Below are 20,335 nucleotides of genomic sequence, written 5' to 3' on the forward strand. Positions count from 1 at the left end.
CCCGGGAGATCCACCGTCCCCCCTTAACCAAAATTCCTACCTAAACACCAATTCTCCCAACTGCAGATCCCTCTTAAACCCGCGAATCTTCGTATCCCCATCAATATAAACCGCTTCAATCCCCATAGCCGCAGCCCAGTCACCCATCTGCTCAGCCGTAATATCATAAGAGAACGCCGTATGATGCGCCCCTCCTGCCAGAATCCAGGCTTCCGCACCTGTAGCCAGATCCGGCTTCGGTGTCCAGAACGCTGTAGCCACCGGCAGCTTCGGCATGGCCTTCTCTGTCTTCTTACAATCCACCTCATTAATGATCAGACGGAACCTGTTCCCCAGATCGATCAAAGATGCAGCGATGGCCGGACCGGTCTTAGCTGTGAATACAAGACGCGCCGGGTCTTCCCTGTCTCCCATGCTCAGCGGATTCACCTTAATGCTGATCGGACCGTCAGAAATAGTCGGGCACACTTCCAGCATATGCGCCTGCAGAATTCCTTCCTTACCCGGAACCAGATTATATGTATAATCCTCCATAAAGGAAGTACCCTTTGCACCTTCCATACCTGCTGTCATGATCTTCATCAGACGCACCATAGCTGCAGTCTTCCAGTCACCCTCTCCGCCGAAACCGTAACCTTTTTCCATCAGCCTCTGAATAGCCAGTCCCGGAAGCTGTTTCAGGGAACCCAGATCACCGAAATGTGTTACGATCGCCTGGTAATTTTTCTCCTCCAGGAATCTCTCAAATCCGATTTCGATCTGTGCCTGCACTGCCACGTGACGCTTGAACTCTTCCGGATCTCTGCCTTCCAGAAGAATCTCATATTTATCGTAATACTCTTCCACCAAAGCGTCCGTATCACCCTTTGACACAGCTTCCACTGCCTCTGCGATCTCATTTACCGGATAAGCGTCAATTTCCCATCCGAACTTGATCTGTGCCTCTACCTTGTCACCTTCTGTCACAGCTACATTTCTCATGTTGTCCGCAATTCTCATAACACGGATATGGCTGCTCTCCATAATACCTACTGCAGTGCGCATCCAGGACGCAATCTTTTTCTGTACTTTTTCATCGCTCCAATGGCCCACTACCACTTTGCGCTCAATCCCCATGCGGGACACAATGTGACCATATTCTCTGTCACCGTGGGCAGACTGGTTTTCATTCATAAAATCCATATCAATGGTATCATATGGGATTTCCTGGTTGAACTGTGTATGCAGATGCATCAGGGGTTTTCTGTACTCCTGCAGTCCCAGAATCCAGGACTTAGCCGGTGAGAAGGTGTGCATCCATGTGATGACACCTGCGCAGTCCTCATCGTCATTTGCCTCATTGAATGTCTTTCTGATAACCTCATTTGTGATCAGAGTTGGTTTCAGAACCACTTCGTAAGGAAGCACTCCTGATTTATTTAATTCCTCTACGATAATTCTGGAATGCTCAGCCACTTTTCTGAGGCACTCATCTCCGTACAGATCCTGAGAACCTGTTGCAAACCAAAACTTGTAATTTCTGCCTGTCTTCATTAAAATCGCCCTCCTGTTAGGTTTTCTGTTTCCTTTATCTTAAAACTTGTACGGTTATCTTTACAAGTTGTATTCACAGGAAGGGTACAAGTTTTTCAGTTGTATGTTTATGGCCGCATCCAGCCGTCCGGAAAGGTGATCCCGTGCTTAAGCCCCCCGAAGTCCTCGGTCACATCGATCAGGGAACTGATATAACATCGGATTCTGTTGCTGCCGCCCCCTGCCTCCTTAAAAAGACGGCTGATGCGCTCCGCCACACGGAAACAGTTTTCCTGGGTAATGCCCGGAAGCATGACCAGAAACTGACAGGAGCTGTATCTGGTATATAAGTCTCCGCGGCGCAGGGACAGCTTCACCGCTGTCTGGAATTTTTCTGCTGCTTTACTGATCTTCTCTTCTTTTTCAATGGGAACTCCAAAACTGTCCGTCAGTGTGCACAGCATGAGAAATACAGACATCCCGGTCCTCTCCATCATACGCGTCATAATCCTGTAGGTATCAATAAAACTGGGCAGAGAGCAGAAATAAGCGCCTTTTCCCTTTGTCTTCTCCCTTAAGTCCCTGCGGATCTCCGACATATCTGAGGGAACCCCCTGTATCTGACTGCTCATGGCATGAAAGCGCTCCAGCATTTTCCCGGACGGATTTAAGCCAAACTCATTAAAATACAGGGATGCGGTCTCCTCATAGACCTTCAGTGCCTCTTTATGCCGGTTCAGGGCAAGGAGGCTGTCAATCCGCCAAAGCTGCCACTCCTCATAGGGATAGATAGAGGCCGCATGGGAGCTGATGTAAAGTATATCCTCATAGGCTCCGCGGTTTTTCAGAATGGAAAACAACTCCCGCATACAGTCAAAGTATAAGTCTCTGTACTTCACGCCTGCTATGACAGACCAGGCTTCCGCTGCGGAGGATGGCAGAAATTCCCCTTTATACAGACTGCAGGCTTCCTTTAAAAGCTCTTCCTTCTTCTCCCCGCTTTCCATGCAGGCCTCCTCGATGGCTGCCTCCATTTGATGGATATCCACCACTGCCTTAATATTCTCACTCCACCGGCATTTCCCCTTCTTTACAATAATGTACGCATCCTCCGGCATGCCTGCCTTTTTCAACTGTCTGCGGAGCCTGAAGATTGTATTGTTCAGACTGCTGTTCCCGTTTTCCACCCCATCCTTGCCGTAAAGAGCATCGATCAGCTCCGCCTTATCTATCCCCTCCCTTAAGTGCAGCATGAGAAGCTGAAATAACTGGATAAATTTTGCCGGGCTCCTCCTGTCAAAGACCACTGCCGCTCCCTCATAAGTAATGGAAAACCCCCCTAACATCCTTACCCTCATAATACCGGTACTTTTTTCTCTCTCCATCTTTTTATATCTCCTGCAATCTGCGCGCCGTTAAAAAGGCCGCCCCTCATCCAGGACGGCCTCACTCTTTCATATCTGCTCTCTTTTTCCTTAAAAGTTCAATATTTATTTGTTGCTCAAATACTCTTCGATGCTTTTCATCGCTTCGACTTCGTCTTCGCCTTCAACTGATACAGTCACGCTCTCACCAGCGTCTAATCCCAAACTCATCATACCCATGATGCTCTTTGCATTTACCTTCTTTTCCTGACTCTCCAGATAGATATTGCTGGCATACTGGCTGGCTACCTGCACGAGTAATGCGATCGGTCTTGCTTCCAGGCCGTTTGAAATACCGATGGTAATTGGTTTCCTGATCATATCTGTTCCTCCTTGTTCCCTCTGAGCTCCTCTGCTATGCTGCCGATTTTCCGCAGTCTGTGATTGACTCCTGACTTTCCCACTGGCGGTGCTAGTAACATGCCAAGTTCTTTCAAAGAAGCCTGTGGATATTCCAGCCTTATCTGTGCAATCTCCTCCAAATTATCCGGAAGCCGCTCCAATCCAATGGTATCACGGATATAGGCTATATCCTCCATTTGTTTTACTGCAGCATTTACAGTCTTGTTAATATTCGCCGTTTCGCAGTTAACCTTGCGGTTTACGCTATTGCGCATTTCCTTCAGAATCCTGACATTCTCAAGATTCATCAAAGATACATTGGCCCCCATGAGGCCTAAAATTTCTACGATCTGCGCGCCTTCTTTTACATAAACAACTTCGTGCTTCTTGCGGCTTACAACTTTAGCATCCACCTCAAAGGATTGCACCAGTTCCTGAAGCTGCTGAGCTTTTGACAATGTGGAACATACGATTTCAAAATGATAAAATTTCTCCGGGTCACTGATAGAACCTGCACATAAAAATGCTCCCCGCAGAAAAGCCCTCCTGCAGCAGTTCTTTTGAATAACCAGAGGATTCACAAGAGCGGCACAGGGCATTGGCTGCCTGTCTGCGGTCAGATACTTTGCTGCCTGCAGAATTCTTACGGTATCTTCCTGACCTCGTACTTCAATCACAAATCTGTTGTTTCTTTTTATTAAACGTTTATCTATAGAAATTTCTCTATCTATTTTAAATGTTTTTTGCAATAAAGTAAAGCACTTTCTTATAACACTTTCATTTTCTGTAGAAAAACAGAGAAATGTCTGGCCTTCCTCTGTCCTCTGTATCTCACCGCAAAAGCTGAAAATAGCTGAAAGCTCTGCGATCTGGCAATGCCTGGCAGGGCTGATGCAGCGCTCCAGCTCCTGTTTTACGCTTCCGGAGAATGACATTTCTTCGCATCCTTTTCTATATCTCTATGTTCAATCCGTATTCCGTATTCTTCTGACTTTTTCAGCCGTCTGTATAGTTCATTGGCCAGCGTCACACTGCGGTGCTTGCCGCCTGTACATCCGATGGAGATCACAAGCTGGGATTTGCCTTCGGATATGTAGTTGGGAATCAGAAAGCGCAGCATATCCTCCAGTTTATCGGAGAACTCCTGTGCCAGCTCAAATCCCATGACGTAGTCGCTGACCGGCTTGTCATTGCCGCTCAAAAAACGCATTCCTTCTATATAATAAGGGTTCGGCAGAAACCTCACGTCAAACACCAGATCAGAATCACCGGGGATTCCGTACTTGAACCCAAAGGACAGAACTGTGATCATCAGATTCTTGAACTTCTGGTTCTCCACAAAGATCTTTTCCAGTTCTTCTTTCAGCTCCCTGGTGAGAAGCTGGCTGGTATCCAGAATGTAGTCCGAAAATTCCCGCAAAAAAGCCAGCCTGCTGCGTTCCAGTTGAATCCCTTCATCCACCCTTCCGTTGCCGGAAAGGGGATGGGAGCGCCGTGTCTCCTTATAACGCTTTACCAGTGTCTTGTCATCCGCATCCAAAAAGAGGATCTCCGGCTGGAATCCCGGCAGCCGCAGCCGCTCCAGAACATGTTCCAGTTCACTTAAAGCTTTGCCGCTCCTGATATCAACACCCACGGCTACACGCTCTATCTCCCCGGAACTTCCGTCCTTCACAAGCTGTGCAAATTTCTCAATCAGGAGTATGGGAAGATTATCCACACAAAAATACTCCATGTCTTCCAGCATTTTCAGGGCCGTACTCTTGCCGGCACCTGACATTCCTGTCACAATTACAAAACGCATATAGAATCCTCTCCGCTAATGTCAAAACTCACCCAGGAATTTTACTTCCGGCTCAAGTGTGACGCCGAATTTCTCCCTGACTCTCTTCTGTACTTCCTCTATCAGGTTCTTCACATCCTCCGCTGTGGCATCTCCGGTATTGACAACAAAACCGCAGTGCTTCTCGGAAATCTGCGCTCCGCCCACCTGAAAGCCGCGCAGACCTGTATCCATGATCAGTTTTCCTGCAAAATATCCCTCCGGCCGCTTGAAGGTACTTCCGGCACTGGGCATATCCAGCGGCTGTTTGCTGGTACGGCGCTCTTTGAAGTCATCCATCTGCTCCTTAATATGGGATGCCTCACCTTTGTTCAGCCTGATGACAGCCTCCAGCACAATATATCCTTTTTCTTTTACGATACTTGTCCGGTACCCCAGATTCAGTTCCTCACGTTTCAGGCGGATCACATTGCCGTCCGCATCCATAACGGTGACTTCCTCCAGTACATCCTTCATCTCCCCGCCGTAAGCGCCTGCGTTCATCACTACAGCGCCTCCCAGAGTTCCGGGAATGCCGCTGGCAAACGCAAATCCGGCCAGGCTGTGCTCCAGAGCCACCACTGCGATTTTTGAGAGAAGTGCTCCGGCCTTTGCCCTGATGACGTCGTGGTTCACTTCTATGTCACTCATATTCTTCCAGAGCTGAATGACAACACCATTGTACCCTTTATCACTTACAAGCAGATTACTTCCATTGCCCAAAATGAAAAACGGCAGATTCTCCCTTTTACAGATATGTAAAATCTTCCGCAGTTCATCCACGCTGTGAGGACGCAGGTAGTATTCCGCAGGCCCTCCAATGCGAAATGTTGTATGCTTTTTCATTGGTTCACAGACATTGACATTGTCACTGCCCAGACACTGACAAAACTCATTCTCTATTTTTTTATTCACTTTCTTACCTCTTGCTTGATAATATTATGGAAATCCAATATGACACAGCTAAAACAGTTTCAGACAGAAATTTTATTGTTACTGTTCACACGCCACTATCCCCCGAGGTGTTTTCAGGCCGAAGGCATGAAAATCCCGAGGCAGCCAGCGCGATATGGAGCAGAATGCTCCATATCTGTGCATCGCGAAGCGTGTTGCTGGGCACGCAGTGAACAGTAACATTTTATTTTCTGTCTGTCTTCTGTCTCATCCCGATTAAATCTTTTATCACCTCTCCGGCGATCATCAGTCCGGCAACTCCCGGAACAAAGGATATACTGGAGGGCACCGGCCTTCCTGTGGACGGCCTGGTCTCTTCCGTCTGTACCTTTTCTTCTTTCAGGCCCATCCGGCGTTTTTTTTCTTTTGGCGCGATTTCCGTGGAGAAAAGCACCTTAACCTTCTTTATTTTTCTCTTTTTCAATTCCGTGCGCATGACCTTTGCCAGAGGGCACACACTGGTCTTCGCAATATCCGCAATCTGAAAACAGGACGGGTCCAGTTTGTTTCCGGTTCCCATACAGGATATGACCGGCTTATTGCAGGCTTTTGCCTTCTCAATGAGAAGGATCTTGGCAGAGACAGTGTCCACTGCGTCCACAATATAGTCATAGCTGGAAAAATCAAATAAACCGGCTGTCTCAGCTGAGAAAAAAGTCTCATAGGTATGGACCACTGCATCCTCATTGATATCTGCAATGCGTTCTTTGGCAACCTGTACCTTTTTCCTTCCGATCGTAGAGCGCAGCGCCACCAGCTGTCTGTTCAGGTTGGTCACTGCAACCTCATCGTGGTCCACCAGAATCAGGTTTCCCACACCGGCTCTTGCCAGCGCCTCAACCACATAAGACCCCACACCGCCCAGGCCAAACACCGCGACCTTGGAATCGGCAAGAATCTCCAGCCCCTCTTTTCCTATTAATCCTTCTGAACGGGAAAATGCATGCAGCATACTTGCGGTTCCTCCTAAGTAAAAAGTTCTCAATGTACTGCCCTGACTGTAGTCAAGCCGTATCGAATAACGGCTCGCTTCCCGGGCTTACTTCCCGGGCTCGCCGTTATTCTTCATTATACTATTAAATCTATCAATTGTATAGAACTAGTTTTTCATCTTTGGTTTAAAAATAAGGCTGGCCAAATAGGCGAAAATGAGGGCTGCGGAGATTCCCACGGCGCTGGATGTGAAGCCTCCCATGAAGATGCCGATGAAGCCCTGCTCACCGATGGCTTTTTTTACACCTTTCCAGAGCAGGTTGCCGAATCCCAAAAGGGGGACGCTGGCACCTGCACCGGCAAAATCCATGAGCTTGTTGTAAATGCCCACAGACCCCAGTACGGCTCCGGTACATACCAGCAGCACCATAACACGGCCCGGCAGCAGCTTTGTCTTGTCTAAAAGTATCTGAACCAGGGCACAGATCAGCCCTCCTACCCAAAATGCATTGATATAATCCATATTTACTGCCTCCTGTTATCCTGTTTTAGCAATGCTCCACCACAACAGCCTGCGCAATTCCGGGCACACTTTTCCCCTCGTTGTAGCTGACCTTTGACAATAATGCCCCTGTGGGAACAAAAAGAACACGTTTCCACTCCCCCTTCTCAATCTTGGGAAGGATATAGGAGGCAAAGGTCACAGCGGAACAGCCACAGCCGCTGCCACCGGCATGTGTGTCCTGGGACTCCTTGTCATAGATCTCAATGCCGCAGTCCATATGCTGTTTCTCAATATCAAACCCCTTTTCTTTCATCATATCAAAGAGAATATGCTGCCCAACCTCGCCCAGGTCGCCTGTGATGATCCTGTCGTAGTCCTCAGGCATGCGGTTAAAGTCCATCATATTCTGGTAAATGGTATCACAGGCAGCCGGAGCCATACATGCCCCCATATTCAGAGAATCCTTAAGTCCGAAATCAATGATCTTGCCTGTAGTGATCCCTGTGATCCGTGCCTTACCGCCTTTTGTTCCAAGTACGCAGGCTCCGCTTCCCGTCACTGTCCAGGTGGCGGACAGAGGCCGCTGGTTTCCGTATCCGAGAGGAAAACGGAATTCTTTCTCCGCGCTGCCGAAATGGCTGGATGTCACTGCCACCACATAGTCACCGTATCCCGCGGCAACGGACATGGAGGACAGAGAGAGCGCTTCCCCCATGGTGGCGCAGGCGCCGTACAGCCCATACACAGGCGTGTCAAACCCTATGATGCCAAAAGAGGAGGCAATGGTCTGTGCCAGAAGATCGCCCACGTAAATGGTGCGGATCTGCCAGTTCTCCAGCTCTGCCTTTCCGATTGCCATGCTGACGGCTTCTTTTTGAAGGACACTCTCTGCCTCCTCCCAGGACTGGCACCCGAACATACCGTCCTCCCCGCCTATCACGTCAAAACATTTTCCCAGAGGGCCGTCCCCTTCCTTTTTCCCCACTATGGAGGCTCCGCTTAGAATATGAACTGCATGTTCAAACTGAATGCTCTGTTTGCCGATGGTCTGTTTTCTTACTTCTGTCATCCCACAATCCCCCATAATTTAAGAACGTAATAGATAGCCCCCAAAGCCGCGGAGGTCAGTATACCGTAAAGGATAACCGGACCTGCTATGATAAAAATCTTGCATCCGATTCCAAATACCTGTCCCTCTTTCTGGTATTCAATAGCCGGTGCTGCCACAGAATTGGCAAAACCGGTGATAGGTACCAGCGTACCGGCACCGCCCCATTTGGCTATTTTCGGATAAATATTAAATCCTGTACAGAGTACACTTAAAAGCACCAGGATCAGGGAAGTCCAGCCGCCGCTGATTTCCTTGTCCAGTCCCTGACTCATGCAGAAGTTCATGATTCCCTGCCCCAGTACACAGATCGCGCCGCCGCAGAGAAAGGCACGGCACATGTTTTTAAACAGGCTGTGGGTGGGTGTCACCTGTTTTACATATTTTTCATATTCTTTGGCTTTTTTCTGTTTTTCCTGCTCCGCCGCAGTTGCCATAACTTTCACCATCCTTTTTCCTGCTTCCTGATTTGGAAGCTTTCTGATAGTATGAGAATGTTACGGGAAAAATATGTGCTGGAAAAAATTATAAAAAAAGAGGCAGATCCGCTTATATTAAGATCTGCCTCAGCAGAAGAATCGTCAGCGCCTGTCATTGTACTGCTCAAATCCCTCTTCGATTTCTTTTAAAATTTTTGCATATCTGAGGAGTTCCTTCTGAATCTCCTCTTTGTCTTCACGCTCCTGTTTATAGCACACCCGGTGCTCCATGCTGGCCCAGAAATCCATGCCAATGGTTCTGATCTGTACTTCAACCGGATAGTATTCCGTACTGTCAATGGTGCAGACCTGAATGCCCAGAACCATGTGATAGCTCCGGTAACCATTCTGTTTCGGATTGGCAATGTAATCTTTTTCTTTGACCAATATGAGATCGCTCTGTTTTTTTAACTGCTCTGCCAGCAGCTCCACGTCTCTCTCAAAATAGCAGATTACCCTGGCACCTGCAATGTCCTGAAGGTTTTCCTTGGCATTTGTAAAGCTGGCGCTCAGTTCCATGCGCTCCAGTTTCTCCTCAATACTCTGTTTCTGCTTGATTCTGGACTGGATATTGTGAATCGGATGAGACGCACTGCCATACATGGAATGGTTCAGCACATCCAGCCTGGCCTTAAAAAGGTTAAGCGCATCCTGATAGGGAACAATTAAATCGTAATATTGTTCATTAGTCATACTCCGTCCTCCTTATATAGGCAGACCATCCCCCTGTCTGCCCGCTCCCTTTACTATAACATAAACCGGCTGATCCATAAATAAAGCTGGGCTGAACTTTTTCTAAAAGGCTTATAAACTCTTACTGTTTACGCACCGCTGTCCCGCCAGGTACTGCATCACGAAGCGCTCTGCCGGGTACAGATTTTGTGAAGCAGAAGCCTTAACGGATATCATATACGCTGCGAAGTCTGAGCGCATCTGCATTTCCGGACAGGATCTCCACCTCTTTGGTATCTCCGTTCAGATCAAAATAATTGTCAGAGAGGATAAGGTCTTCCGTCTCATTGAGGATCTCCACACTCTTGGCATAGGCGGACGCAGAGACTCTGATCTTATTTCCCTCTATTTCCCAGGTAAGACGGGGATTCTCATACCGGAAATATTTCGGATAGGAAAAGATAACCGTGCCCTCTGACAGAGCTTGGGCCCCGGCGCTGTCCTCTTTTTCCGGCGTCCCGCAGTTTACTTCAAAAGCCTGGAAGCTGACATATTGTTCAAAGACATCCACATCCGGAAGCTCTGTCTTATCCATCCAGACTGCCGTGAGAGCCGGCACTGTGATCACCTGCTCCTCCCGGCGAAGAACCGCTGCCTTACTGTCACGGAGCTGCCAGCAGACTTTGATCTGCCTGTCTTTTAAGGTCTCGTTCACCACATTCAGACGGATGGATTTTTCAAATGTAAAATGCTGCCGGTTCATATTGGCCTCCCGGGTCATCCAGCCCTCCTCCCGGCAGGAGATCATCACCGGGGCAAAAAAGCGCCTGGCATAATAGTGAAGTGCCTTCCACCTGCCACAGTAATCAACAGAGGACCAGGATACCACAGGCCAGCAGTCATTTAACTGCCAGTACACGGCTCCCATACATCTTCCCCTGTTTCTGCGAAAATGCTCCACCCCATAGCGGATGGCATCTGCCTGGAGAAGCTGGGAGGCATAGAGAAGGGTGGTAAATTCTGTGGGGTAGCGGTAGGTCTGCTGCAGATAATTCATGATTTTTCCGTTTGCACCGTAATTTCTTTGGTGCTTTTCCATCACATAGGAAAAAATGTTAAAGTCATCCGGATCGTCCGTGATCTGCTCCAGAGTCTTTTTAAAGGGAAATGCCTGAAAACCGAATTCAGAAGCATAACGGAAAAAATGTTTTCGGTACTCAGAGAAAGGACGGCCGCCATGCCAGACCTTCCAGTAATGCACATCGCCTCTGTTCGGGTCATTGGGATTGTCAAAGGAACCTCCCGAGGATGGGCTGGCCGGCCAGTAAAAGGTCTGGGGATCGTATTTTGCCAGGACTTCGGGGAGAATGCGTTCATACATGAACAGGTAATCTCTCACCTCCGACGGTTTTGTCACCCAGCACCTCTCATCCACGAACATTTCCATCTCATTGTTGCCGCACCACAGACCCAGGGAAGCGTGATGCCGGATTCTCTTTATATTGTCTGCAAATTCCCGCCGGATGTTTTCCTCAAACTCAGGGGTCAGCTCATAGACCGAACAGGCAAACATAAAATCCTGCCAGACCAAAAATCCCATCTCATCGCACAGTTCATAGAACCAGTCTTCCGGGTAGCAGCCTCCGCCCCAGACACGAATGACGTTGAAGTTGGCCTCCCGGCAGGCTTCCAGCAGTTTTCTTGTCTTTTCCCTGCAGGTCCTGCCCAGAAGATGGTCCTCCGGGATATAATCTGCTCCCATGGCAAATATGGCCCTGCCGTTTAACTGATGAGCGAAGCTCTCGCCCCACTGGTCTTTCTTTCGCAGCATGGTGACCTGCCGAAGGCCGATTTTTTGTTCCCATATATCCAGTGTACGTCCCTGATACAGGAGTGTAACGCAGACGTGGTAGAGAGGCTGGCTGCCCAGGTTGTTGACCCACCATAGTTTTGGGTTGTCAATGGTCAGCTCTTGGGGGGAATCCTCCAGAATCCAGGTCCTGCCGCCCGGTTCTGTCATGTGGACTGTATAGGTAAGTTCGGGACTGCAGGGGCGTGGTGATTCTTCTGAGATCACTCCGGCAGACCATTCGGTTTCTACCTGAAAGGAGAGGCGGACCTTTCCCTGTGTATGATTCTGCTGTATGTATACACTGTCGATTCTGGCTTCACGGATGCCGAGAAGGGAGACGGGGCGGAATATACCTGCGTCCGGAAGATGGGCGCCCCAGTCCCAGCCAAACATATAGTGGGCTTTTCTGAGGTGCATAAAACCTTCAAATGTATCGTCATTTCCTATATTTCCGTATTTTTTATGGGCTTTGGCAATGTATTGCAGCGGGGAATGAAAGATCACCCGTATCTCATTTTCTCCTTCCTGCAGGATACCCTTCACATCAAATTCCCAGGTTCGGTGCATGTTGAAAGCTTTACCGGTATGTATCTGGTTTACATAAATGTCTGCAAGTGTGTCCAGACCGTCAAAATGAAGGACAACCCTGTGATTTTCCAGTATTCCCGGAAGTAAAGTAAACCGGCACCGGTATTCATAATCTTTTTCCATGAGGGCACAGATCCTGTCCTCATTGTCTTTCCAGAACGGATTGTCCATCCGGCCGTTTCTAAGTAAATCTGTATATACCGTACCCGGGACAACAGCATCCAGCCAGGTAGTGCTGCCAAGCTCACGCATCTGCCATACTGTGCAGAGTTGTGTGTCTGGCTCTTCGGATGTACTGCAGGGGCTCTGTATCCTCGCCACAGCTCTGCTGTATTTCTGCATTTGCTCCGCAGCTCTGCTGTGTTCCTGCATTTGCTCCGCAGCTCTGCTGTGTTCCTGCATTTGCTCCGCAGCTCTGCTGTGTTCCTGCATTTTGTTACGGGTATCTAAATGTTGTATTTCCATAACCTGCTCCTTATATGATACTATGTCTTTTCCATTGCTTCAAAATAAGCGCCCTGCTCAATGTAAGCGGGCGCTTATTTTCCTTTTTTACCTGCAGATCATCCTTCTGCTCTGGGATATTCCGTGCAGAGCAGGCGGTACGGCGGTTCATCCTCCTCAATCTCGGGGAATCTGCCGATGGGCTCATAGAAACGGTTGTCGTTCTCATCATCATTGCACATGGAGACTTCGCCCAAAAGTACAGGGCCAGTTCCCGGCTCCAGCTCAAAATCATGGTACATATAGGGATAGACCGTAATGCTCTCCCCGGGCTGCAGCCTCACCTGTGTCCCTGCAGGAACCGTAAATTCTCTGCCATCGCAGTTTACCGTCACATCCGTATCCGCAAACTGCCCGTCCTCTGTGGAGTTGTAGACGCGAATCAGCACATTTCCTCCGCCCCTGTTGATAATATCCTCCATCTTATCCCAGTGAAAATGCATGGGCGCCATCTGACCTTCCCTGATATAGAGAAGCTTTTCCGCATATGTCTTTGTATATTTGTTGTTCTTCAGGTTGCCGTTTCGCAGTGTGATCAGGGAAAATCCCACTTCATCAAATCTTCCCAGTCCATAATCTGTAATATCCCACCCCAGCATATTGTCACGGATCTCGTCGTATGCATGGCCCTTCTGCTCCCAGTCCTTTGGAGTAAAACCGCAGAACGGAGGGAGGGCAAAACCGTGTTTCTGGATCATGGCTTCCATCTCTTTTAAAGCCGCGTTAATCTCGGATCTTTTCATCGCTCTACTTTGTCCCTTTCTGATTCCGGGCACCTGACAGCTTTCCGCATGATCAGGTAACCCGGTAATCTGACTGTCTGTTTACTTTGTGGCTTTCCACTCGTCAATCTGTTTCTGCATCTCGTCAATGACTTCCTGGATACCTGTTGCCTCCAGTTTTTCCTGGAGTTTCGGCAGATATTCGTCAGGGTCCACGCTTCCTGTGTACAGGGATTTTCCAAACTCATCCAGCACATTTCTGAAGCCTGCCACCTGGGTGCTCACCGATTCCAGATCGAAGTCAAATCCAAAGGACGGGGCTTCCTGGGAGGCATCATTGAATTCTTTAAATGTGTTCCATTTGTCAAGGGGCTCATTCTCCAGTACATAAGTGTTAAATAATCCGCCCTGTACCCAATACGGCACTGCGTAGTCTTTGTTTGCAGCCGGTTCCAGTTTTACTTTTGTGTCATAAATATAATCTTTTCCCTCTGCCGCTGCCTTTTCTTCTGCTGTGGGCTCTGCCTTTGTCCAGTGGACGCCTTCAATACCATAGTTCAAGAGATTCCTCAGGTATTCATCTGTGTTGACCAGGTTCAGGAATTCCATAGCCTTTTCCGGATGCGCAGAGTTTTTGTTGATGGCTGTCAGAGCACCGCGGGCAGACGCGTTGGTTACCTGGGTATCCATGATGGGACTGGCGACCACCTCATAACCTAAAACCTTGCCCCATGTCAGTTCTGCGTAAGGCTGTCCGTCACCTTTTGTCACAAAACGTTTGATGGATTTATCATCGGTCGCGGTTGCGGCGTCCTTGTTGATATAACCTGCCTCATAATATTTTCTCATGGTTTTCAGAGTGGATTTCATCCTGTCTGTCTCAAATACATTTTTAACCGTCAGGGTATCATCGCCGTATTCAATGCCGACAGGGTCCTGGATCTTATCCATGTAGGTAGGCGCTGAGTAATCTTTTGTGAGATAGAACGGAACCACATCCGGCTCATTCTCTTTGATCACCTTCAGCCATGGTTCCAGATCCTCCAGTGTCTCGATCTCCTCATACGGGATGTTGTATTTGTCCACGTATTCTTTTGTAAATACCCACATGGGGCAGCTTCCGATCTCTTTTTCGCTGGGCACACCGTATGTTTTGCCCCCTACTTTTGCTGCTTCCCAGAAGCGCTCATCAATGGTGTCATAAATTTCTTTTCCTTCTTCTTTCAGAAGGTCATCCAGTTCCAGAAAGGCGCCCTTCTGGGCGTTCTGCAGATAGTCATTTGCCCAGGAACAGGTAAAGCACATATCCCAGTCATCACCTGTGTTGATGACCACCTGCATTTTCTGGTTGTAATCGCCCCATGCCACATTGTTTACTTGGATCTTGACTCCGATTTTCTCCTCTGTGTACTCATTGACTTTTTCTATTACGTCAGGTGCGTCTTTCTGTGCGTCCCCCACCTGATACCAGACAAGTTCAACAACTTCCTCTCCCTTTTCATTTGTCTCTGTCTTCTTGCCGCAGCCGGACAGCATTCCTGCTGTCATTGCTGCTGCCAGGGAAACTGCCAGGGCACGTTTTACGATTCTATATTTCATTCTATTCTCCTCCTCAAATGTTTCACTTTCATCGTTTCTTACTCTTTCACCGCACCGATCGTCAGACCATTTACAAAATACCTCTGGAAGAAGGGGTAAGCAAAGATGATTGGCAGGGTTGAAATAACAACGATTGCCATTTTAATGGTCTCTTTCGGCATGTTCTGCGCTATCTGAATTCCATTGATGCCCATCATGGCCTTATTGCTGGCCAGCCAGTCAATGGAACTTTCAATCTTGATCAGCAGATACTGAAGGGGTATCAGGTTCTGGCTGTCTATATACATCATAGCATTAAACCAGTCATTCCAGTAGCCCAATGTAAGGAAAAGCCCGATGGTCGCCAGTCCCGGCATTGCCATGGGGATGACGATCTTGAAAAACAGCCTCCACTCAGAAGCACCGTCAATCTTGGCAGATTCCACTACAGAATCCGGTATGGTGGTCTTAAAGAAGGTTCTCAGTACAATGACATTGAAGGTGTTCAGACACAGGGGCAGGATAAGCGCCCATATGCTATCCTTCAGCATCAGCACCTTTGTAACAATCAGATAGTTGGCTACCATACCACCGGAAAACAGCATGGGTATGGTGATGACCGTGGTAAAAAATTTCTTAAACGCATAGGTTTTTCTGGACAGCGCATAGGCATAGGTTCCGGTAAGGAACAGGCCGATCACGGTTCCGGCAATTGTGACCAGAATTGTGACACCGTAACTGCGCAGGATATTCTCTCCGGCGCTTATAATATAGTGGTATGCATAGAGACTGAGCTTTTCCGGTACAAACTGGTAACCGTTCATTGCCAGGGTCTGCTCATCTGTCAGTGATATGATGACAACAAAGATGAACGGCAGAATACTGATCAGTGACATAACTGCAAGTAAAACATTCAGCACTACGTTGGTCGGTTTTTTTACCTTGTTGTATTCACAAGTCTCTGCCTCCATCTTCTCTATCATTTTTGCCTTTTTACGTTCTTCTCTTTTTGAAGACATTCTCCTTACCTCCTTCCTAAAATAGTGCGTTTTCGCTGTCAACCTTGGATACAAGCTTGTTGGCGATCATGATAAGTATAAATCCCACAGTTGACTGGAATAACGCTGCCGCAGAACTCATGCCCAGCTCTCCGTTTGTCTTCAGGGCACGGAAAATATAAGTGTCAAGTACATTGGTAACCGGGTATAAAGGACCGGAATCCTGCGGAAGCTGATAGAACAGACCGAAATCCGACTTGAAGATCCCACCCACTGCCATGATCAGCAGAATGGTGATAACCGGTTTCAGCAGCGGCAGGGTAATGTATTTGATCTGCTGCCATTTGCTGGCTCCGTCAAGGACCGCTGCCTCATAGTATGTCTTGTTGATGCCGCAGATGGATGCCAGGTATACGACGGTATTATAACCGACGCCCTTCCACTGGCTCATGAAGATAATGATAAAAGGCCACATGGATTTCTCGGTATACCAGGAGATTCCATCAATTCCAAAATGTGCAAGTACAGAGTTAAAATAACCTTTTTCCGGGTTTAAAAATGCGAATACACAGTAGCTGACAACTACCCAGGACAGGAAGTAGGGCAGAAACATGGAGCTTTGATAGATTTTAGCCATGCCCTTGTTGCGGAGTTCATTTAACATCAATGCCACGATAACAGGGAGCACGACACCAAGGATGATGAATGCAGCATTGTATAAAACCGTGTTTCTCAAAATGATCCAGGCGTCACCGCTGGAAAACAGGAACTTGAAATTATCAAATCCTACAAATTCACTGCTTAAGAGACTTGTAAAAAAGTTGCTTCCGGTCAGACGGAATTTCTTGAAAGCTACCAGGATACCAAACAGCGGCAAATATGCAAACAGGAAAAACCACGCGGTTCCCGGAAGGCTGAGCAACAACAGTTCTTTGTTGGTTTTGACACGGGTGAAGAAGCTTATCTTTTCTTTTTTCTTCTTCTGTTTCAATTGAATACCTCCCTCTCATCCCGTCAAAATCCCTGCCGGCCGGGGGTTTTGGCGTTCTGTTTTGTATATATTTACTATACATTGGGGGAAGGGAAAATTATAGTTGAGAAATTGTAGGTTTCCTGGATGAATTCTAGACGGGGGAGTGGAAAAAATAGTGTCAACTGGAGAAATTCTAGAGAGAAGAAAAAAACGCATCATGGGGACGGGAACACAGGGATGGGGGTTCTATTGCGTTTGGTGGGTTGTGCGTATTGCTTGCAGGTGCTGCTACCATTTATCTGGCTTTTGATATTCTCACGCATCTGGCTGCTTTTGCGGCTTTTATTGCGCTGCTTATTCTTTTGTTTTTGGTTTATGTGCATACGAAATGTTTTATAAAAGATTAATCTGCATAATTATAAATATAGTTTGCAAATATAAGGTTTTATTCTATACCTTGGATTGATACAGACAGGTTCCATGACATATTCATGATTTTTTGGATTTTAATTAGAATTTTAATAGAACATAAATAGAATTTTTTGACAGGCGAATGATTGACATTCGCCTGCAGACATTTTGATTTGTTTGGAATTGCTCAGATCAGAGGCCAAATTCCCGATATAAGGCCTGCCGTAATTTTGGATTTGAGGCTGCTTCTATGATTTCTTTCTCTCTGCCGGTCTCGAATAATTTAAGCGCTAATTCGCCAAAGCGTCTCTCACCTTCCTGCTCCCTCTTTTTCAGCAGTTCTTCCATCTGCATATACCTTACCCCCAGATTCCGATTCTTTTTCATTTCCTTGATTCTGCTGTGAATCTTCTGAATGGTTGCATTTTTTGCCTCTGCTGCGCATGTATCCGTGCTGTTTTCTATGTACTTCAGTAAATGTATCAGCTCTTCTGAAACGCCTTCCGTATGTATCCCTTTTGTGTTCAGAAAGATTTTCTGCACCTCATCACCTAAAGACAACTCCGTTTCCAGGCATTTATTTTCAAACGTATACCGGTACAGTCCTTTGCCGAAGGGGTCAAAGGTGCAGATAAAGATAATAAAGCAGGGTCTCAGACTTTTGAAATCTTCTCCCGGTTTCAGGGATGTGATGTCCATCTCTCCCTGATAATAGCGGCTTCGCTTTGGCAGATTATGCTCGTCCTCATTCTGCATTTCGATATCATATTCTACCTGCACTTCATCGCTTGCGTAAATATCCAGCCGTACGCTTCTGAAATCAGAACTGTACAAAATCGTATGCTCTGCATGGACTCTTATTTTCGCGATCGGTCGTCCGAGTATCATCTCCAGTATCAGACGGCATATCACCTCATCTTCCAGCGCTGCCGCAAATAAAAACGGGTCACATAAATCCAGTTCCTCAAATTTCTTCCTTGCCATATGTTTCCTCCTGCGGAATATGACATGGAAGTTACCTGTCTGTAATATGATTATAGCTGAAAGCCTCCGGATAAGCAACCTGTTTCTTTGCAAAACACGATTCCATTACCGGGGGCTGCCTTGCGGGACAGTGACGTGTGAGCAGTAACCGGCTGCCGTCCTCTCTGCGTTTAAGGAAATCTCCCGGTTCACTCTCCCCCTCAGCCGGAGCAAAAAATCATGTTCCTTTGGATACCTCTTAAAGGTAATATCCATTCCCGCTGTTTCACGAATAAGCGCTTCCACAGAATCCCGTGACGTATACTGTTCCAGCGCCTCAAGTGCCCGAAGGTCCTCCATGGCATCTCTTAAAACTTCCAGCCGGATTGAGGAAAAGGGATGCCCGTCCGGTCCGGGGTAGACAAGGAATGCGTCTCCTGACGGAAAACTTTCACCACTGTCTGTCACAGCAAAGGGATCAATGTGCTGCAGCGAAAATCTGGTATTGTAAAAATTGTACCCCCACTGAAGGAATCCCTGCATCCGGTACAGATAGAGCTGGATACCCAAAATCCTATTTCTCTCTGAAGGCATGGCAAAAAAGCGGTTGCTCACATCCACTCCCTGGACACAGCAGTAATATGTCCACAAATCAGGAATTTCCGCTTCCAGAAATGGCTCCAAATGGTCAGAGGCAACCACAGGGTGCTCCACCAGTCCCAGACGATAAAATTCAAAATCACTCAAAGCATCCAAAAACCTGCAGTCTCCCAGTCCACTGTTCATACACTGTACTGCGCTGCGGTAGCTGTCCAGATCTTTCATGCCCGGCTCGTCGGACACATGAAACCAAGTATGCTCCAGCACATCTTTTTTCTGCAGATACGCCTTTAACCGGGGCAGAAATTCCATCAGAAAAACCCGGTATTCCTCCCCTGCCGCATCCGTATCCCAGCCAAAAACCTGCTGCTGCCTGCCCTCCTTCAAAGCCATGATCTTCGGAGCCGCGGCGGCACCCCACTGGGTAAATAAAGGTGCCATTTCCAACCAGACAATGCCGCATTCCCGGCACATAGAAATCCATCTTCCCAGCCTGGAAAAGCCGAATTTCCACCCCTCTTCTGTCAGCTCTGCATCTACGAGCTGAACGGTAGTCCGCTCTCCGCCCACAGCAGTATCCATGGGTGGTGTAAACAATGGTGTCAAAATCATATTGATTCCGCTCTCTGCTGCAAGAGTGACGAATTTCTTCAGAATCTGCCAATGTTGTTCGGAAAAGACAGGGACTCCATAATAATCCGCCAGACAGTCCGCATGGAGCCACTCCGTATGGATCAGCCGCTGTACCGGCAGTTTTCCACTATGTACCATGATTTCAGCTTCTCTTTTCCACAGGATTTCCCCATCTTTTATCGATACGGAGACAGTCACCGCATAGTTTCCGGGTCTCATATCCCGGTCAATACATATCTGCACCCAAAGTGCTCTCCACTGTCCCGGCACTGCCCGCACGGTACTGGCAGGCAGCGGTACCAGCACATCGGGAAACATGCCCGGTTCCTTTGTCAGATAGTCATCATCGGACAGACCGCTGCATGGGTAGGCACTGGGCACCAGGGCTGCCCGGAATACTTTAACCTCCATTCCCGGAGGCGTTTTTATTTCAAACTGTATGTCCTCCTCCAGCATATGGGAATCATGGTAATCTATTGTATAAGCAATCTGAAATGCAGTCCGCTCTCCCGCAAAGCATCCCGCACGAAAGGGATTTTCCCGGTCTTTTGGCGGCCTGCCCGGAAAAATCTTATCCAGGCTGTCCCCCAGGCAAAAATGATACTGATGCATCTGTCTTCCTCCTCATAAAATGATACACTGTCAAATCCTGCTTCTCGCAGCCATACATAATCTGTCTGCCTATACTGCAGTATTTAAAAAATTTCCTTCCGCACCGCGCAATTTTAAAAAAATCCAATCTTTCACTGCGTCATTCAAAAA

The 20,335-nt window shown here is 47.8% G+C and carries 18 protein-coding genes; all 18 read right to left on the bottom strand.

Annotation, left to right across the window (positions count from 1 at the left end):
* Positions 1–36 precede the first annotated feature (36 nt).
* Entirely contained in the window at positions 37–1,533 is a 1,497-nt protein-coding gene (gene araA, locus MUB35_RS15340) for an L-arabinose isomerase (RefSeq protein WP_054352077.1), read from the bottom strand.
* A 107-nt stretch (positions 1,534–1,640) separates the two neighbouring features.
* The gene (locus MUB35_RS15345) at positions 1,641–2,897 is read right to left on the bottom strand and encodes a BTAD domain-containing putative transcriptional regulator (protein WP_227242377.1); all 1,257 of its coding nucleotides are present in this window, start codon (positions 2,895–2,897) and stop codon (positions 1,641–1,643) included.
* Between the two features lie 105 nt (positions 2,898–3,002).
* The gene (locus tag MUB35_RS15350) at positions 3,003–3,257 is read right to left on the bottom strand and encodes an HPr family phosphocarrier protein (RefSeq protein ID WP_054352075.1); all 255 of its coding nucleotides are present in this window, start codon (positions 3,255–3,257) and stop codon (positions 3,003–3,005) included.
* Entirely contained in the window at positions 3,254–4,213 is a 960-nt protein-coding gene (gene whiA, locus MUB35_RS15355; protein ID WP_033143396.1) for a DNA-binding protein WhiA, read from the bottom strand. The genes MUB35_RS15350 and whiA overlap by 4 nt, the downstream gene beginning before the upstream one ends.
* Entirely contained in the window at positions 4,192–5,082 is an 891-nt protein-coding gene (rapZ, locus tag MUB35_RS15360; RefSeq protein WP_033143397.1) for an RNase adapter RapZ, read from the bottom strand. Before rapZ ends, whiA begins: the two co-directional genes overlap by 22 nt.
* Positions 5,083–5,103: 21 nt before the next feature.
* Positions 5,104–6,015, bottom strand: coding sequence for a UDP-N-acetylmuramate dehydrogenase (murB, locus tag MUB35_RS15365; RefSeq protein ID WP_033143398.1), 912 nt, complete (start codon positions 6,013–6,015; stop codon positions 5,104–5,106).
* A gap of 223 nt (positions 6,016–6,238) precedes the next feature.
* On the bottom strand, positions 6,239–7,006 hold the full coding sequence (locus tag MUB35_RS15370; RefSeq protein WP_103732536.1) for a tRNA threonylcarbamoyladenosine dehydratase: 768 nt from the start codon (positions 7,004–7,006) through the stop codon (positions 6,239–6,241).
* A 147-nt stretch (positions 7,007–7,153) separates the two neighbouring features.
* Complete coding sequence (gene spoVAE, locus MUB35_RS15375) at positions 7,154–7,510, bottom strand: stage V sporulation protein AE (RefSeq protein ID WP_033143953.1); 357 nt, start codon at positions 7,508–7,510, stop codon at positions 7,154–7,156.
* A 25-nt stretch (positions 7,511–7,535) separates the two neighbouring features.
* The gene (locus MUB35_RS15380; protein ID WP_033143954.1) at positions 7,536–8,561 is read right to left on the bottom strand and encodes a stage V sporulation protein AD; all 1,026 of its coding nucleotides are present in this window, start codon (positions 8,559–8,561) and stop codon (positions 7,536–7,538) included.
* Complete coding sequence (locus tag MUB35_RS15385) at positions 8,558–9,049, bottom strand: SpoVA/SpoVAEb family sporulation membrane protein (RefSeq protein WP_225305380.1); 492 nt, start codon at positions 9,047–9,049, stop codon at positions 8,558–8,560. The genes MUB35_RS15380 and MUB35_RS15385 overlap by 4 nt, the downstream gene beginning before the upstream one ends.
* Before the next feature lie 132 nt (positions 9,050–9,181).
* Entirely contained in the window at positions 9,182–9,772 is a 591-nt protein-coding gene (locus tag MUB35_RS15390; protein ID WP_244806445.1) for a GTP pyrophosphokinase, read from the bottom strand.
* A gap of 202 nt (positions 9,773–9,974) precedes the next feature.
* Complete coding sequence (locus tag MUB35_RS15395) at positions 9,975–12,443, bottom strand: beta-mannosidase (RefSeq protein WP_244806501.1); 2,469 nt, start codon at positions 12,441–12,443, stop codon at positions 9,975–9,977.
* Positions 12,444–12,754: 311 nt separating this feature from the next.
* Complete coding sequence (locus tag MUB35_RS15400) at positions 12,755–13,438, bottom strand: D-lyxose/D-mannose family sugar isomerase (RefSeq protein ID WP_033139254.1); 684 nt, start codon at positions 13,436–13,438, stop codon at positions 12,755–12,757.
* Between the two features lie 81 nt (positions 13,439–13,519).
* A complete protein-coding gene (locus MUB35_RS15405; protein ID WP_244806446.1) occupies positions 13,520–15,016 on the bottom strand; it encodes an ABC transporter substrate-binding protein in 1,497 nt (498 codons plus the stop codon).
* A gap of 38 nt (positions 15,017–15,054) precedes the next feature.
* Positions 15,055–16,014 carry a carbohydrate ABC transporter permease gene (locus MUB35_RS15410; protein WP_148392885.1) on the bottom strand — a complete coding sequence of 320 codons (960 nt, stop codon included), beginning with the start codon at positions 16,012–16,014 and terminating at the stop codon, positions 15,055–15,057.
* A gap of 16 nt (positions 16,015–16,030) precedes the next feature.
* The gene (locus tag MUB35_RS15415; RefSeq protein WP_227242370.1) at positions 16,031–16,984 is read right to left on the bottom strand and encodes an ABC transporter permease; all 954 of its coding nucleotides are present in this window, start codon (positions 16,982–16,984) and stop codon (positions 16,031–16,033) included.
* A 585-nt stretch (positions 16,985–17,569) separates the two neighbouring features.
* On the bottom strand, positions 17,570–18,361 hold the full coding sequence (locus MUB35_RS15420; RefSeq protein ID WP_244806447.1) for an Rpn family recombination-promoting nuclease/putative transposase: 792 nt from the start codon (positions 18,359–18,361) through the stop codon (positions 17,570–17,572).
* A gap of 105 nt (positions 18,362–18,466) precedes the next feature.
* The gene (locus tag MUB35_RS15425; RefSeq protein ID WP_227245431.1) at positions 18,467–20,185 is read right to left on the bottom strand and encodes a DUF4091 domain-containing protein; all 1,719 of its coding nucleotides are present in this window, start codon (positions 20,183–20,185) and stop codon (positions 18,467–18,469) included.
* Between the last annotated feature and the right edge of the window lie 150 nt (positions 20,186–20,335).

The sequence above is a fragment of the Blautia sp. NSJ-175 genome (assembly GCF_022867815.1).
Lineage (GTDB): Bacteria > Bacillota > Clostridia > Lachnospirales > Lachnospiraceae > Blautia > Blautia celeris.

Bases quoted from the DNA above. Each gene is read 5' to 3' on its own strand.
- MUB35_RS15370 (WP_103732536.1), bottom strand. From the start codon at position 7,006: ATGCTGCATGCATTTTCCCGTTCAGAAGGATTAATAGGAAAAGAGGGG.
- whiA (WP_033143396.1), bottom strand. From the start codon at position 4,213: ATGTCATTCTCCGGAAGCGTAAAACAGGAGCTGGAGCGCTGCATCAGC.
- MUB35_RS15420 (WP_244806447.1), bottom strand. From the start codon at position 18,361: ATGGCAAGGAAGAAATTTGAGGAACTGGATTTATGTGACCCGTTTTTA.
- rapZ (WP_033143397.1), bottom strand. From the start codon at position 5,082: ATGCGTTTTGTAATTGTGACAGGAATGTCAGGTGCCGGCAAGAGTACG.
- MUB35_RS15395 (WP_244806501.1), bottom strand. From the start codon at position 12,443: ATGCGTGAGCTTGGCAGCACTACCTGGCTGGATGCTGTTGTCCCGGGT.
- MUB35_RS15345 (WP_227242377.1), bottom strand. From the start codon at position 2,897: ATGGAGAGAGAAAAAAGTACCGGTATTATGAGGGTAAGGATGTTAGGG.
- MUB35_RS15425 (WP_227245431.1), bottom strand. From the start codon at position 20,185: ATGCATCAGTATCATTTTTGCCTGGGGGACAGCCTGGATAAGATTTTT.
- araA (WP_054352077.1), bottom strand. From the start codon at position 1,533: ATGAAGACAGGCAGAAATTACAAGTTTTGGTTTGCAACAGGTTCTCAG.
- spoVAE (WP_033143953.1), bottom strand. From the start codon at position 7,510: ATGGATTATATCAATGCATTTTGGGTAGGAGGGCTGATCTGTGCCCTG.
- MUB35_RS15405 (WP_244806446.1), bottom strand. From the start codon at position 15,016: ATGAAATATAGAATCGTAAAACGTGCCCTGGCAGTTTCCCTGGCAGCA.
- MUB35_RS15385 (WP_225305380.1), bottom strand. From the start codon at position 9,049: ATGGTGAAAGTTATGGCAACTGCGGCGGAGCAGGAAAAACAGAAAAAA.
- MUB35_RS15410 (WP_148392885.1), bottom strand. From the start codon at position 16,014: ATGTCTTCAAAAAGAGAAGAACGTAAAAAGGCAAAAATGATAGAGAAG.
- MUB35_RS15390 (WP_244806445.1), bottom strand. From the start codon at position 9,772: ATGACTAATGAACAATATTACGATTTAATTGTTCCCTATCAGGATGCG.
- MUB35_RS15400 (WP_033139254.1), bottom strand. From the start codon at position 13,438: ATGAAAAGATCCGAGATTAACGCGGCTTTAAAAGAGATGGAAGCCATG.
- MUB35_RS15350 (WP_054352075.1), bottom strand. From the start codon at position 3,257: ATGATCAGGAAACCAATTACCATCGGTATTTCAAACGGCCTGGAAGCA.
- MUB35_RS15380 (WP_033143954.1), bottom strand. From the start codon at position 8,561: ATGACAGAAGTAAGAAAACAGACCATCGGCAAACAGAGCATTCAGTTT.